Source organism: Thermogemmatispora sp. (assembly GCF_042408735.1).
In the GTDB taxonomy this organism is placed as follows: Bacteria; Chloroflexota; Ktedonobacteria; order Ktedonobacterales; family Ktedonobacteraceae; genus Thermogemmatispora.
The window spans coordinates 1-14,152 of the sequence record NZ_JBHOQV010000013.1 but is presented as its reverse complement, the minus strand read 5'-3'; the positions used below and the strand labels follow the sequence as shown (position 1 = coordinate 14,152).

Below are 14,152 nucleotides of genomic sequence, written 5' to 3'. Positions count from 1 at the left end.
GAAACGCACGCACATGAAGTTCGACATCGTTCGCGCATGGAAAGATGAAGCCTATCGCCAGAGCCTCAGCGAGGAGGAGCTCAGCCTGCTGCCTGAGAGCCCCATCGGTGAGGTCGAGCTGACTGATGCAGATCTGGAGGCCGTCCAGGGCGGTCATGGCAACACCGACGAGTGCAATAACACGGTTGCCGTGCTCTGTCTGCAGTCCCTGGCTGTGCTCCTCGGCCTCTGCAACACCAACGCCGCCGGCGGCTGTCTCTAGCGGTCGTCGCCCCACGCCAGGGGTCTCGGTATGGCCTGATCAGGATACACAGAGGGTTGGGATGCCTGACTCCGTCCCGACCCTCTGTTTGCGCCAGTTGAGGCTACTATGCCAGGCTTAGCCTCCTGGCGCTTGCTTATCTCTTCTATTCCAGAAGAGGCAGACGCCTGTTAGATGGTCCCACGTAGAAAGCCCCCAGCTCCCTCTGGTGGGAGCGCTTCGAGCCGTGCCGGGTCGAACCCCCCACACACAGGCAACGATGGATGGCAGGATGGTCGACTGGGCCTGCCCTTGTCAGGCTCCATACCAGGAGAGCCAATCGAGATTGGCCGCGGCACGCGCTCTCCCCCCCGGCGGTCACAGGTTCCTGTCGCACCGCTCCCCCCGCCTGCCGCGTCGAGTCCACAAGCCACGCCCGCGCCTGGCACGAAGTGCTACAGCAATCCATCGCTGACTAGCAGGTAACCAACGAAAGAAGGAAGAAAGAAGGAAGAGGCGGCGCAGCCGTGGCATCCTCGCTGCCGCGCTCTCTCAGGGCGGTAGGGTCGCCTGTGTCGGCGTCGCCTCTCACAACGTGATCCCATGAGTGAGACGACAAGCGAGACAACAAGCGAGACAATCACCGCTTCTGTTCCCTATCTGCAGGGTCGCTGGCAAGAAGCCAGCTGGTATCGCGCTTTGACGCTGAACGAGCGCCTGGCCCTGTTGCGCGCAGCTTCGCCTTCCCCTGGGCTGGAGGCACTGGATGCTGAGGCCCTGGCTCAGGCCCACCGACGCCTGCAGCGCTGGAAGGAGCTGCCAGCCTTAAGTGAGGAGGAGGGCCGCTTTGCTGCCCGCCTGGCGCTCGATGAGCTGAGCGAGGAGGAGCTGCTGCTCCTGCTGGGTGAACCTGCCGAGGCATTGCGCGCACGCTGCCTCACTCCTCCAAGCTGGCTGGTGGCCCTCAGCGAGGCTTTCGCTCCCTGCGACGTCGCTGCCACTTCAGACCATGAAGACGAAAAGAGGGCAGGCCAGTCCTGGCCTCTGCCCAGTCTGGCAGAGGGCAGCCATACCCGCTCGTTCCTCCACCCCTTTCTGCCGCTAATCAGGCGCGCCAGGCATAAGCTGGCCTCCGGCTTACACGAGCTGGCCCAAGGCGCCCCTTTCTTCTCGTTCGACGAGGAGAAGGTGCTGGATCTGCTGGCGTGCAACATTCCCGGGCTACTGCTGCCTGCAGTTTCGCGCGCTATTGTGTTAGAGCTGCATGTCGCGCGCGTTCAGGGACGCCTGCAGGGGGCAACTTCCGAGGAGCGTTTTCAGTATTTTCTGGAGCGGCTGAGCGAGCGCGAGGCGACGCTCGATTTCCTGCAGGAGTACGTGGTGCTGGCGCGCCTGGTGACTGAGACGCTTGAGCGCTGGGTCTCTCGCTCGCTGGAGCTGCTGGAGCGCCTTGCTCGCGATTGGCCCCTGATTTGCGCCACTTTTCTCCCCCAGGGAGAAGCTGGCTCTCTATGTGAGATCCACCAGGGCGCCGGCGATCTGCACCGCAACGGGCAGAGCGTCATGCTGCTTCGCTGGGACTCGGGGTTCCGCCTGGTCTATAAACCGCGCTCGCTGGCCATCGATTGCCATTTCCAGGAGCTACTGGCCTGGCTGAATGAGCGGGGCTTTACTCCTCCCCTGCGCACGCTGAAGGTGCTTGATCGCGGCCCCTACGGCTGGGTCGAGTTCGTCCAGGCTCGTCAATGCTGCTCGCGCGAGGAGATCGAGCGCTTCTATCTACGCCAGGGGGCCTATCTGGCTCTGCTCTACGCCCTGGAAGCCTCGGATTTCCATGCGGAGAATATTATCGCCTCCGGCGAGTATCCCATGCTGATCGACCTGGAGACGCTCTTCTTGCCGCAGATCAATCCAGAGGTGCTGCAGGCCCAGGGAGCACCGGGCCTGGAGGCGATCGGCCACTCCGTCCTGCGCGTGGGACTGCTGCCTCAGCGCCTCTGGTCAAACCAGGAAGGTGAGGGCATCGATATGAGTGGCCTCGGCGGCCAGCCCGGTCAGCTTTCACCGCGCCCGGTCCCTACCTGGAAAGGCACCGGCACCGACGAAATGCGTCTGACAAATGAGCGCGTTGAGCTGCCCGTCAAGGAGAACCGCCCTCGCCTCAATGATCAGGATATCAATGTGCTGGACTACAGCCAGTCCGTGATCGAAGGCTTTACGCGCGCTTATCGGCTCCTCATGGCTGAGCGCTCAGAGCTGCTGGAAACCTACCTGCCGCGTTTCGCCGATGTAGAGGTACGCTGCGTCCTTCGCCCAACGCGGATCTACACTCAGTTGCTGGTTGATAGCCTCCATCCTAATGTCCTGCGCGATGCCCTGGATCGCGATCGCTTGTTCGATCGGCTATGGGCCACCACGGAGCGCCTCCCCTACCTGGTGCCGCTGATCCCAGCCGAGCGCCGCGATCTGTGGCGCGGCGACGTTCCGGTTTTTACCACGACAGCCGCATCGACCGACCTCTTTACTTCGGAGGGCGAGCGGCTGCCCGCCTTCTTCTGCGAGCCAGGGCTAGCGGTGGTGCGCCGACGCCTGGCCGAGCTGAGCGAGCAGGACCTGGAGAAGCAGCTTTGGATCATTCGCGCTTCTTTCACGAGCATGATTGAGGCAACCACCCCGCAGAGCTATACGCGCCTGGAGCTGCACCCGGCCCACAGCCCGCCAACGCTGGAGCGGCTGCTGGCTGCCGCTTCCGCTATTGGCAACCGCTTGCGTCAGTTCGCTCTCTACCAGGGTGAGTACGTGGGATGGCTGGGCGTAACGCCGGTCAACGATCGCGAGTGGCACCTCCTCCCCGCCGACGGCGATCTCTACAATGGCCTGGCCGGCATCGCCCTCTTTCTGGCTTACCTCGGCCACCTGACAGGCGAGGAGCGCCATACCGGGCTGGCCCGCCAGGCTGTGCATACGATCCAGCATCTGATTATGCGGCGGAAATACTTCCCCCGCGCCTATGGAATCGGGGCCTTCAACGGCCTTGGCTCCTTGATCTACTTGTTCAGCCATCTGGGCGCTCTCTGGGAGGAGCCAGCCCTCTACCGCCAGGCGGAGGAACTGGTTCCCTTGCTCCTGTCAAAGGTCGAACAGGACCAGATCTATGATGTGATCGGCGGGGCGGCAGGCGCCATCGCGGCCCTCCTCTGCCTGCAGAGCGTGGCGCCGTCGCCCGAGACCCTGGAGGCCGCAATCCGCTGCGGTGAGCATCTGCTGGCTCATGCCCAACCCCAGGCGCAGGGTGGCTGTGGCTGGCCAACCGCCCGCCAGCCGGTCCCTCTGGCCGGTTTCGCCCACGGCAACGCCGGAATCGCCTTGTATCTGATGCAACTGGCTCAGGCCAGTGGGGAGAGACGCTTCCTGGAGACGGCCCGCGCGGCTCTGGCCTATGAGCGGACCCTTTTCTCGCCGGCGCGCCAGAATTGGCTGGACCTGCGCCAGCGTCCACCTTCCGCTGATACTCGGCCAACAGCGAGTTCAGGAGAGAAGTACATGGTAGCCTGGTGCCACGGCGCTCCAGGTATCGCCCTCTCGCGCCTGACCATGCTCTCCCTTCTCGACGACGGGCAACTGGCCGAGGAGATCAAGGTTGGACTGCGAACCACCTTGACGCAAGGCTTCGGCCTCAATCACTCTCTCTGTCACGGAGATCTGGGGAATCTCGACATCTTGATTACGGCGGCCCACGTGCTGCCCGGCGAGGCCTTCGCGGAACATATTCCTCGCATTGCCGCCGCCTTGCTGGAGAACATGGAGCGCCAGGGCTGGGTCTGTGGCGTCCCCTTCGGCGTGGAGACTCCCGGCCTGATGACAGGACTGGCAGGTAGCGGCCTGGCCCTCTTACGCCTGGCCGCTCCGGAGCGCGTCCCATCGGTATTGCTGCTGGCACCCCCCAGGCCATCCTGACAGCAGCCCGCCGCGCCGATCTCTCCAGCCGGCGAAGCTTTTTGCATAAGAGAAAGCCAGCCAGCGACAGCGTCTCCAACAGCAGACAAGCCAAGAGCGGGGAGCAATCGCAGAGACTGCTCCCCGCCAGGCTGAGATGAGACCCTCAGTTCAGTTGTCCTCTGGCCACGACCTTCCTAGACCGATCAGCTTTGAGACTAGAGGAGATCCCTCTTTCTGGCATTGCATTTGCGACAGAGGAGCTGCAGATTTTCTGCGCTGGTAGCTCCCCCCTTGCTGAGAGGGATAATATGATCGAATTCCAGATAGTCGGTTGCACCGCACTCGACACAGCGTCCCCCGTCCCGCGTCCACACGGCAATACGTACCTCTTGAGGAATATAACGACTATTTACCTCATCAGCAGGCACTAGTTGACGCTTTGCCATCCGCACCAGCGTGTCGATAATGGCACAAGCCATCTCCGGATCAGGCAGAAGATAAAAGCCGCTGCCCGCTTTCCTGGCCAGCTCGAGAAGCAAACCTTGCCGCGGAGGATCACCCATCCAGGATAGCTGAATACGCATGACCGAGTTCCAGGGGATGGCAGTGCCCCCCGTAGGGGCAAGAAAGCGGAGCTTCTTGCTCGAGGCCAGTAACTGCCCTTCTACGGGCTTGGGAGCAGCATTACTATTAGTCAGGCGATAATAAGTAACCGGCGCCAGCAGGTGGCAGATCTCATCTGATTCCAGGCGTAACCCTTGTCCCTCTAGCTCCAGATGAGGCACTACAGGCAGACGCCCACGATAAATATTCAGGATCATCAAACGTCGATGCAACGGCTCAGCCTGCTCGGGAGAGAGCCGAAAGAGAGCAATCAGGCGATGGATCAGGGCCTCTATCTCATCGGTAAGCGGGGCCTCTGCCGTGGCGCGCTCCAGAATCCACTCAATGACCTGCGGAGCGTCCCGGCGCAAGGCCGCCATGAGTCGGTCTTCCTCTAATCCCGCCGCCAGGGCGCTCTGTCGGAACTGCGACCATTTTTCCGGCGTGAAGATACCGTCACTAAAGGTCGCAACAAAGGTTCGACGATAGTGCTTTGCGATCCGACGCAACTGGCGGTCACAGCTCCGGCAGAGCATGAGGCGTCTCTTGAAGAGGAGGAAGGCAGCAAGCCCTTGGAACGGTTTCCCACAACGTCGGCAGGTGACCATTGGTCCACTCCTTACTCTCGGAGGATGCCAGAAGAAATATGCTTCATTATACAACCATGCTCCTAGCTGCCCTCATGAAGGCACAGCCGGATTTCCCCAGGATTCATCTAGGGAGAAGGAAGCTCTTTCAGGAATACCAAAATCTTCGAGACTTTTTGATGCCTAAATGTATACATTTCCAGCATAAAAACGCACAAACTGACCTATCACTCTGTCCGATCCCTCAAGCGGTGGAACAGATCCTGGTAAGCTGGCTATCGAGCAGGAAATCCGTCGTATCCATGAAGCAAATACCTGTGGGCTACATGAGTGGTCCACTCATCGAAGAATCCCTGGAGGAGTATGAAGAGTGTCACCGTCGCAGTGTGGCACTACCGGCAGCGGCAAGTCCGAGCGGAATAGCTTTGTAGGGCCTAGCAGCGCCAGCCGCTCAGGAGCGGGGCCGTTTCCCATCCCGCACACAAGCCAACGACAGGAAATAGATCTTCACTGCCGAACTCAGGCTCATCGCCACACCAGAGCAGTTTGCCACACCAGGCACAACGCAACTGGCCTATCGTGATGCGCTCAATGCGGCGAGTGGCTACACTTTCAAGCAGGGCAGAACCAGCGACGTGATCACTCTACACAAAGGGACGTATCCCAAACTGCACATACGGTACGGCCTTCCTTCTCAACTCGCTAGCTTGTAGCGTCAAGCGACAGGTAGCCACTCCCCACAAGGGGCTATGGACGAAGCTCAAGAAGAACACCGAACATCGTTGCAAGAAGATCACCAAGAGAAGCCTTCAAGAGCTGGATCAGCCACCAAAGTACGGTTCTCCTGACGGTGCAGTAACACCTACAAGCGGGACTACCCTTTTCAACGTGAGGGTCAGATGAGCGTCGGAACCTTAAACGGGCGCACCAGCCTCCCCCACCAGGGCCATGACAAGCACCCGGTGCCCATCAGGCAGGGAGCCACATCGGGGATGCAAAAATTGCGCTATGATCGGCCAAAGAAGCAGTTCTATCTGCTCCCCTCCCTCAAGGATTGATCTTCCCAAACCACTCAGCGAACATCTCACCGAAGTCTCGGGCGTGGATGGGGGCCTGCGCTCCCTGGCGGTGACCTTCACCTTGACAGGCCCGGCCCGCCTTCGCCCGGAGGAACGAGTCAGACACCGTGCCAACCATTATGCCCGACACAGGAACCGCTTGCAGCAGAAAGGCACAGGCGGTGCGAAACGTTGCGTGTGACGTTTCGGCCAACGAGAGAGACGGTTGAGGCAGCACGCCAACTACCTGGTAGTCAGAGTGATCATCAGTGAGCGTCCGCAGACCCTCTTTGGCCTGGAAGACCTGACCCATCTTCGAGAGCGCTTCAGACGCTGAAAACCCGGTGCAAAAAGCCGGGCGAGAGGACAGGAACCGGTCTCACCCCAGGCCCGTCAAGCCAGCTATCTCTCCCCCCGATGGTTCGGTCCTTTGCACAGCCTCAAGCGCTTATCAGCTACAAGGCAGCGCTTTCGGGGTCGCTTACCATCAAACAAAGTGGATGCCGATGATACCTCGAAGCCGCATCTCCCATGTGGTCGCATCGCCGATGCAGACGGCATAAGCAAGGGGTTACGCTTTGTCCGCCAGCAGCGGGGGTACCAGCTTCATGGGGATCCGGTGAGTGAGCGCAACCTTACGCTCACAACGCTCCTGGTCCGGCAGGACTGAGCCATCAGGGATGGTCGACAAGCATCCCTGATGGCTCGAACAACGAAGCCAAAGCAGCGCGCCTGCACTGCAAAGGTAGGGTGAGCTGCGGCGGAGTCCAGCAGAGGCAAACACAAGCCGTCGCTTCCAGGCGGAGGTCGTTGACTTGAAATACAGCAACGATCACTGAGAAGATCGCCTGCTAAGCGAGTGGCAGGAGATGCTCAACACCAGAGAAACACTATTTAGTAGGGAAGCCTCAGAAAATGTGCACCGCATCGCTTGCCGGTTGAGGAGCAGATTCTATCGGAGAGCAGCAGACCTGTCGGCAGATACCAGCCTGGAGCGCTCCCTTTCAAGGCTGGCTGCTCTAGCCCGGCAGACCCGAGAGGGAGCAGTCAGCCAGACTGCTCCCCACAACGCATGAAATGCGCTGTGAAGCATCTTTGCTTCCTTCAAGGATCACGCACCAGGCTCAGCGCTTTTCCCTTCCCTAGTATAGAGGGAGAGACCAAAGATGGTCCCCTCTTTCCCTTCCTTCTCGGCACTCCTGTCCGGCACAGCTGTTTCTCGGCCTGGGCCTTGACAGGCAGCCCCTGACTATGGCACACTTTCATTACTAAATTAATCAACAATATCAACTTTAGGGATAGTGCCAGACCGGTGGTCATCCGTTGGCGTAGCCGATCGCCGGGCAAGGCTGACACCCAGAGTCCGGCTTCACCGGCTGGAGCAGACAATAGAGCCTTTCCCAGCCCACAGCCGGTGAGCCAGCTAAGGAGAAAAGAAGGAGGAAAGAAAGACGATGGCTGCAGAGGAAAGCCTGCCACTGCCCCCAACTCATGAAGGCGATCAGCCAGTAGAAGGGTCATCTCATAGTGCCACCGAGAACAGCCCAGCAGGCGGTGCCAGCGGCTCCCTGATCGCGCGCCCCTGGTATCGTCTGCTCAACGAAGATTGGTGGGCCCTCATTCTTGGGCTGACCCTGGTTGTCCTGATCGTCGCCCGCATTCTGCACTCCATTCCCTAGTCCTGATCATGCGGACGAGCATACGTTTTGTCATCCTGCTTTCAGCTCTGTACCTGTTCACAAGCGCGGGAATGCCTACAACAGGAAAAGATAGGAGGAGCGCCAAGTGAGCACAAGCACATCACTTATTTCAGCATCGAGCGAGCGCAGACCTGAAGGACGCTGGGCCGCGCTGCTTGGCTCCCTGCTGATTGTCTTTGTCCTGAGTGTGGCCGTATGGTGGCTGACCAAAGTCTTTCCTACCTTTTTCAGTGGCACCGTCCGGCGCACGCTCAGCAGCATCGAGTTTCCCGTGTACGCCATTGCCCTGGGTCTGCTGGCCAACGCCATCCTGACAGTTCTGGGTTGGCGCGAGCGGCTGGCCGCCGCCTTTCGGACCGAGCTATTTCTCAAAACAGGAGTCATTCTTCTGGGAGCCGGCCTTAACCTCTTCGACCTGCTCAAGATTGGCATCGGGGGCATCATCCAGGCCATTTTGCTGATCACCTCTGTCTTCTTCACAGCCTGGTTCCTCGGAGGAGCCTTCAAGCTAGAGCGTCACCTCCGCGCCCTGATCGCCGCCTCGGTCTCAATCTGCGGCGTTAGCGCGGCCATCGCCGCTGCGGCGGCGGTGCAGGCCAGACGCGAGCAACTGGGCTACGTTGCCAGCCTGGTGATTGTCTTCTCGCTGCCGCTCATCTTTCTGCAGCCGCTGATCGCTCACTGGCTGCAGCTCAGCCAGGCCGTGGCAGGAGCCTGGATCGGCGGCAACATTGACACGACCGCTGCCGTCACCGCCAGTGGTGCCATCGCGGGACAGGTCGCTCTGCAGTACGCCACCGTCGTCAAGCTCTCGCAGAACGCCTTGATTGGTCTGATCGCCTTCCTGCTTACCCTCTACTGGATCACGCGCGTCGAACGAGACAGCGGGCGCGAGCGACCGCGCTGGAGCGAGATCTTCACGCGCTTCCCCAAGTTCGTCATTGGCTTCGTGCTCGCCTCGCTGGTCATGACAGTACTAATCAATCTGCATCTGTTGCAGTCCAGCCAGGCGATACTCAGCGACCTCAATGCTCTACGGACCTGGTTCTTCACGCTCGCCTTTGTGAGCATCGGCCTGGGCTTTCGCCTGGAAGGCTTCAGAGAGGCCGGTCTGCGGCCAGTGCTTGTCTATGGCCTGGCCACGCTCTTCAACACCGCTTTCGCCCTGCTGCTGGCCTTCCTTATCTTTGGCGTCTTTGCCTTCCACAGCTAGCGAGCTTCTTCAAGGCATCTAACCAATCGGGCCGCAGGACAGCAAAAAGAGAGCGGGGTGGCTCTTTGCTAGAGGAGCCATCCCGCTCTCTTCCTCTATGGTATGGAGGTGCCGGTGGTGAGATTCGAACTCACAACCCTTGCGGGACCTGTTTTTGAGACAGGCGCGTATACCGTTCCGCCACACCGGCCCTGAAGCTGGCCGTCCCCACGGAGACGGCGACTCAGGCTTGGCGAAATGGGTCAGGGAAGCTGCCAGCCCGGCAACCAGCGAGAGCGCTTGACGGCCTGGCAGCTCTCAGTATACAAAAGTCGGTTTCTGATGTCAAGCCCCGCATGAGGAAACAGAAAAGCACGCGTGTCGGGACTTTTCCCCGTCACGAGGCAAAGCCAAATGGTCCGACAGCGCGATACTTCTCGTAACGAAGCTGCAGCAGACGATCAACAGGAATGCTCTTCAGTTCTTCCAGATGATGAATCAGGGAAGCTTTCAGATTTTCCGCCGTCAGACGATGATTGTGGTGAGCCCCGCCCAGCGGCTCAGGAACCAGCTCATCGATCAGTCCCAGGGCATAGAGTTCGCGGGCACTGATGCGCATCGCCTCCGCTGCCTGGGGGGCATAGACCTTATCGCGCCAGATAATCGAGGCGGCGGCCTCGGGAGCGGCCACTGTATAAATACTATATTCCAACATGAGCAGGCGGTCAGCCACGCTGATCGCCAGAGCGCCGCCGCTGCCGCCTTCGCCAATGACGGCGGCGATGATCGGCACACGCAGGCGCGCCATCACATAGAGGCTGGCGGCAATGGCGCTGCCCTGACCGCGCTCCTCATCTTCCAGGCCGGGAAAGGCTCCTTGCGTATCGACCAGGCAGATCACCGGATAGCCAAACTTCTCAGCCTGCTCCATCAGGCGGATCGCCTTATGGTAGCCCTCGGGATGAGGCATCCCATTATTGTGATACATTTTCTCGCGCATCCCGCGGCCCTTCTCATGGCCGATGATCATCACCGTCTCCCCATTGAAGAGGGCCGGGCCACCGATAATGGCATGATCATCACCCACACGGCGGTCGCCATGAAGCTCGAAAAACTCATCGCACATCAGGTGGATGAGATCGGCGGTGTAGGGGCGATCCTTATGACGGGCCACCTGGACCGTCTGCCAGGCCGTCAGATTGCGATAGATCTCCTCTGTCCGGCGGCGCAGTTCGCGCTCATACTCCTGGAGCTGGACATGTTCCTCGGGGCGGAGCCGCTCCCCTTTGCGTTGCAGCGAGGCAATGCGCTTCTCCAGCTCCGCCAGCGGCTTCTCAAACTCAAGATCGTAGACCATCCTGACCTCCTCCAACCTCGGCCCGCGACTGCGATGGCTGTCGAGACAACAGGGTCGCGGTCTCAACTTGCGCCTGCCCTGGACGAGGGGCAACCTCTCTTGTATGGTCCGCCAGCGGGGGAACTCTGTAGAGGCGCAGCAGGCGGGCCAGGGTGGCACGCAGCTCGCGTCGATGGACCACCGCATCGATCATGCCATGCTGAAGTACAAACTCGGAATTGACCGTTCCCTCGGGCAACTTGACATGCATAAATTGCTCAATCACCCGAGGACCGGCAAAGGCAATCAAGGCTCCCGGCTCCGCCAGAATCACGTCGCCAAGCATGGCAAAGCTGGCTGTGACGCCACCGGTGGTCGGGTCGGTAATCAAGCTGAAATAGGGGATACGAGCCTCACTCAGACGCGCCAGGGCCGCAACCGTCTTGGCCATTTGCAGCAGCGAATAGAAACCCTCCTGCATGCGCGCTCCACCCGAGGTGGAGACGACCAGCACCGGCCAGCGACGCTCGAGGCCCAGCTCGATGGCGCGCGTCACCTTCTCCCCAACCACTGAGCCCATGCTTCCGCCGATAAAGCGAAAGTCCATGACCGCCAGCGAGAGCGGCAACCCCTCGATCGTTCCATAGCCACGAATGGCGGCCTCACTGAGACCGACCTTCTCCTGCTCCTCCCGCAGCTTCTGCGCATAGGATTGCGAGCGGCTCACAAAGTTAAGGGGATCGACCGAGACCATAGCGGCGTCCAGCTCCACGAAACTGCCGGGGTCAAGCAGGAGATTGACCCGCTCATGGGCAGTCAGACGAAAGTGATAGTTGCAGCGTGAACAGACCTTTAAGTTCTTCTCCCAGTCGCGGCTATAGAGGATCTCCTTACACTTCGGACATTTGACCATCAAATTATCGGGAGCAACCCCCGGTCCTGAGCGGCGCTCAGGCTGAGGCCCACCGGAAGAGCCCGCCGCTTCCTTTGCCATAACAGTACCCTCTTATAGTTTTGACGTGGCGGTGCGCGTTTATGAGATCTTTATCGGCTGTCGCAGCCCCGCACCCTCTATTCGCCTTGAGCCAAGAGCGCCTCAACAAAGCTCTCGGGATCAAAGGGCGTCAGATCGGTGACCTTCTCGCCGGTGCCGAGGAACTTAATCGGCACCCCGAGATCATCGGTGACCGCAAACGCAAAGCCGCCCTTGGCCGTACTATCCATCTTGGTAATAATGACGCCGGTCGGACCAATATCCTCAGCAAACTTGCGCGCCTGCATGAGGGCATTCTGGCCCGTGGTTGCATCGATGACGATCAGCAGCTCCTGGGGACCTTCGGGCAGAAACCTCTGCACCACCTTTCCGATCTTCTTCAGCTCCTCCATCAAGTTGAATTTGGTGTGCAAGCGCCCCGCAGTATCCACCAACAGCACATCATGGCCGCGCGAGAGACCGGCCTGAATGGCATCGTAGACGACCGCCCCAGGGTCAGAACCGGGGTTCTGGCTAATGACCGGCACATCGATACGCTCGCCCCAGATTTTTAACTGCTCGATAGCTCCCGCGCGGAAGGTATCGGCAGCCGCCAGGATGACCCGATGGCCTTCCTGCTTGAGGCGATAAGCCAGCTTGGCCACTGTGGTGGTTTTCCCTGAACCATTGACACCGATAACGAGCATGACCGTCAGGGGAGCCTGAGCGGCAAAGCGCAGCGGGGCCGCCTTGCCCAGGAGAGCCAACAACTCTTCGCGCAGGGCACGTCGCACCTGTGAGGTCGTCCGCAAGCGCTCCTGCTGGGCCCGCTCGCGCAGGCGTTCAAGCAGCCAGGTCGTCGTATTGACCCCGACGTCGGCCTCGATCAGAGACTCCTCAAGCTCATCCCAGAAGGTTTCAGTCAGCGGCTCATCCTGCCGAAAGCTCTCCTGGACACGTCCGAAGAGCCGGCGAGTCCGACTCAAGCTGGCTTTGAGAAAGCTCAGCCGCTGTTCGAACGCCGAGTCCCCTCCCTTTGCCTCTTGTCCCCCCGCCTCCTCTGCTGGTTTGACAGCTTCTTCTTCCTCTTTTGGTTTTCGGCCAAAAAATCTATTAAGCACCGTGTTTTTGACTCCTTCAGGCAATCAGCAACTTTAGCCTCACCGTTCGTAAACAGCGCACTGTGCCCGCCTTCGCCCTCACCTGTCCGCTCCTTCACCCTACCCCGATCACGCCGCCGTCTGGCCTATCAGCCAGCCAGCCAGCAGTCCCTGACCAGCGCCAGCATGAGATCGACCGCTGACTACCCCAGGCCCTCGTCAGGCAGAGAGGGTACGCAGAGATGAGGCCAGCTTGCAGGCGAGGGCCGGACCACACTTCCCGGATTGAGCAGCCGAGGCCAGATGGCACCTTTCCGCAGACGACAGAATACCTCGCACTGCTAACCTTATCCGCCCCTGGCCGCCAGCAACCTGGCAGGACAGACACGACTCGCCCAGGGGCGGTTCCAGCCATCAGATCTCATTGTAGACGATTCCCAGCAGGGAAGTAAAGGGAGGTCCAGACAAAGCGCCTCCCATAGCTCGCGAGAGAGACGCAGGGGAATCGAGAAGAGTAGCAGACAACAGGCAGGCAAAAGCAGACAGAAAGCAGGGGTTGGGACCGGGCCAGCCAAGCGACCAGCTCGTCTCTTGAGGATCGGGGCAGCAGCTTGTAGCGACCGCTCACGCTCATACCTCCGCGTCCAGATGGGGCCCAAAACCCGCTGATGGCCTGCCTGCCTTGTCTCTCCCTCCATCTATAAAGCAGACCCTTTTGGCGACCAGGTCAACGCCGGTCGCCGCACTCCCAGGCTCTCGTTGACAGGAGGCTCGTCCTTCAAGCTGGGTGGGAGGGAGTCAGGAGCGAGACGGGCTGAGCGGGAAGCAAGGAAGAGCCTGAGCGAGGCGAACTTGTAAGTGAGGGCCTGCTCACCTGGGACGGAGCCGCGCGGCAGGTGAGGATGCCCTCGCTTTACAAGCACGCGCTGAAAAGGCATCAGGCAGAGCTAGAGCAGAGCACCTTGCCGGAGCCTTTTCAGCAGGTTGACAAACAAAGAGGACCGTTGCACGCGACAGAACCGGATCGGGGGCAGGGCAGCGGCGGGTATCCCTGTCGCCCACCACCGAAGCCATCCAGGTACGGTGTTGATTGCTTTACAGATGGGATCTTAGAGACTGGAGGCCGGTTCACGAGCGGCTGCCACGGTACTGGTGGAGAGAGCCATCACTAATCGGTTCATTAATGATGATATCTCCATTCCTGATCTTGATGTTGTACAGGCAAGAGGGATTGGTACAGACCCAGGCCTTGTACTCGATAGAAGCTCCCTGGCTGCCGAAATCCGAAAGCGGAACCAGATCACCTTCACTACATTTGCGACACCGAGGAAACGAGAATTCCACGAAATCGCCTCCTTCCTTCTCTCTGGAGGATTGTATTCGCCTGCCTAACCACGAGACCAGGCGAGGCTGGGCGAAGAAG

At 60.0% G+C, this 14,152-nt stretch carries 10 protein-coding genes and 1 tRNA gene; 5 read left to right on the top strand and 6 right to left on the bottom strand.

Annotated features, from left to right (window positions below; genetic code table 11):
- Both ACFMO7_RS00855 and ACFMO7_RS00850 read left to right on the top strand, forming a co-directional pair.
- The coding region (locus ACFMO7_RS00855; protein WP_376793647.1) for a mersacidin/lichenicidin family type 2 lantibiotic at positions 1-262 on the top strand (262 nt) is incomplete at its 5' end.
- 582 nt (positions 263-844) lie between these two features.
- A complete protein-coding gene (locus ACFMO7_RS00850; RefSeq protein WP_376793646.1) occupies positions 845-4,198 on the top strand; it encodes a type 2 lanthipeptide synthetase LanM family protein in 3,354 nt (1,117 codons plus the stop codon).
- Between the two features lie 197 nt (positions 4,199-4,395).
- On the opposite strand, the gene ACFMO7_RS00845 is transcribed toward ACFMO7_RS00850, so the two are convergent.
- Positions 4,396-5,319: an HNH endonuclease gene (locus tag ACFMO7_RS00845; protein WP_376793645.1), complete on the bottom strand. Its 924-nt coding sequence runs from the start codon at positions 5,317-5,319 to the stop codon at positions 4,396-4,398.
- A 353-nt stretch (positions 5,320-5,672) separates the two neighbouring features.
- On the opposite strand from ACFMO7_RS00845, the gene ACFMO7_RS00840 reads away from it, so the two are divergent.
- The 3 genes from ACFMO7_RS00840 (at position 5,673) to ACFMO7_RS00830 (ending at position 9,341) form a co-directional block, all read left to right on the top strand.
- Complete coding sequence (locus ACFMO7_RS00840; protein WP_376793644.1) at positions 5,673-5,801, top strand: hypothetical protein; 129 nt, start codon at positions 5,673-5,675, stop codon at positions 5,799-5,801.
- Positions 5,802-7,882: 2,081 nt separating this feature from the next.
- Entirely contained in the window at positions 7,883-8,107 is a 225-nt protein-coding gene (locus ACFMO7_RS00835) for a hypothetical protein (RefSeq protein WP_376793643.1), read from the top strand.
- A 106-nt stretch (positions 8,108-8,213) separates the two neighbouring features.
- Positions 8,214-9,341 (top strand): YeiH family protein, encoded by a 1,128-nt coding sequence (locus ACFMO7_RS00830; protein WP_376793642.1) that lies wholly within the window; start codon positions 8,214-8,216, stop codon positions 9,339-9,341.
- A 109-nt stretch (positions 9,342-9,450) separates the two neighbouring features.
- On the opposite strand, the gene ACFMO7_RS00825 is transcribed toward ACFMO7_RS00830, so the two are convergent.
- The 5 genes from ACFMO7_RS00825 to ACFMO7_RS00805 all read right to left on the bottom strand — a co-directional run bounded on the left by ACFMO7_RS00825 (position 9,451) and on the right by ACFMO7_RS00805 (position 14,073).
- Positions 9,451-9,531: transfer RNA gene (locus tag ACFMO7_RS00825), tRNA-Leu, on the bottom strand.
- A gap of 186 nt (positions 9,532-9,717) precedes the next feature.
- The gene (locus tag ACFMO7_RS00820) at positions 9,718-10,677 is read right to left on the bottom strand and encodes an acetyl-CoA carboxylase carboxyltransferase subunit alpha (protein ID WP_376793641.1); all 960 of its coding nucleotides are present in this window, start codon (positions 10,675-10,677) and stop codon (positions 9,718-9,720) included.
- A complete protein-coding gene (accD, locus tag ACFMO7_RS00815) occupies positions 10,661-11,650 on the bottom strand; it encodes an acetyl-CoA carboxylase, carboxyltransferase subunit beta (protein WP_376793640.1) in 990 nt (329 codons plus the stop codon). The genes ACFMO7_RS00820 and accD overlap by 17 nt, the downstream gene beginning before the upstream one ends.
- A 77-nt stretch (positions 11,651-11,727) precedes the next feature.
- The gene (ftsY, locus tag ACFMO7_RS00810) at positions 11,728-12,750 is read right to left on the bottom strand and encodes a signal recognition particle-docking protein FtsY (protein ID WP_376793639.1); all 1,023 of its coding nucleotides are present in this window, start codon (positions 12,748-12,750) and stop codon (positions 11,728-11,730) included.
- 1,107 nt (positions 12,751-13,857) lie between these two features.
- Positions 13,858-14,073: a hypothetical protein gene (locus tag ACFMO7_RS00805; RefSeq protein WP_052888209.1), complete on the bottom strand. Its 216-nt coding sequence runs from the start codon at positions 14,071-14,073 to the stop codon at positions 13,858-13,860.
- Positions 14,074-14,152 lie beyond the last annotated feature (79 nt).

Excerpts from the sequence above, each read along its gene's own strand:
- ACFMO7_RS00845 (WP_376793645.1), bottom strand. The coding sequence starts at position 5,319 with ATGCTCTGCCGGAGCTGTGACCGCCAGTTGCGTCGGATCGCAAAGCAC.
- ACFMO7_RS00840 (WP_376793644.1), top strand. The coding sequence starts at position 5,673 with ATGAAGCAAATACCTGTGGGCTACATGAGTGGTCCACTCATCGAAGAA.
- accD (WP_376793640.1), bottom strand. The coding sequence starts at position 11,650 with ATGGCAAAGGAAGCGGCGGGCTCTTCCGGTGGGCCTCAGCCTGAGCGC.
- ACFMO7_RS00835 (WP_376793643.1), top strand. The coding sequence starts at position 7,883 with ATGGCTGCAGAGGAAAGCCTGCCACTGCCCCCAACTCATGAAGGCGAT.
- ACFMO7_RS00850 (WP_376793646.1), top strand. The coding sequence starts at position 845 with ATGAGTGAGACGACAAGCGAGACAACAAGCGAGACAATCACCGCTTCT.
- ACFMO7_RS00820 (WP_376793641.1), bottom strand. The coding sequence starts at position 10,677 with ATGGTCTACGATCTTGAGTTTGAGAAGCCGCTGGCGGAGCTGGAGAAG.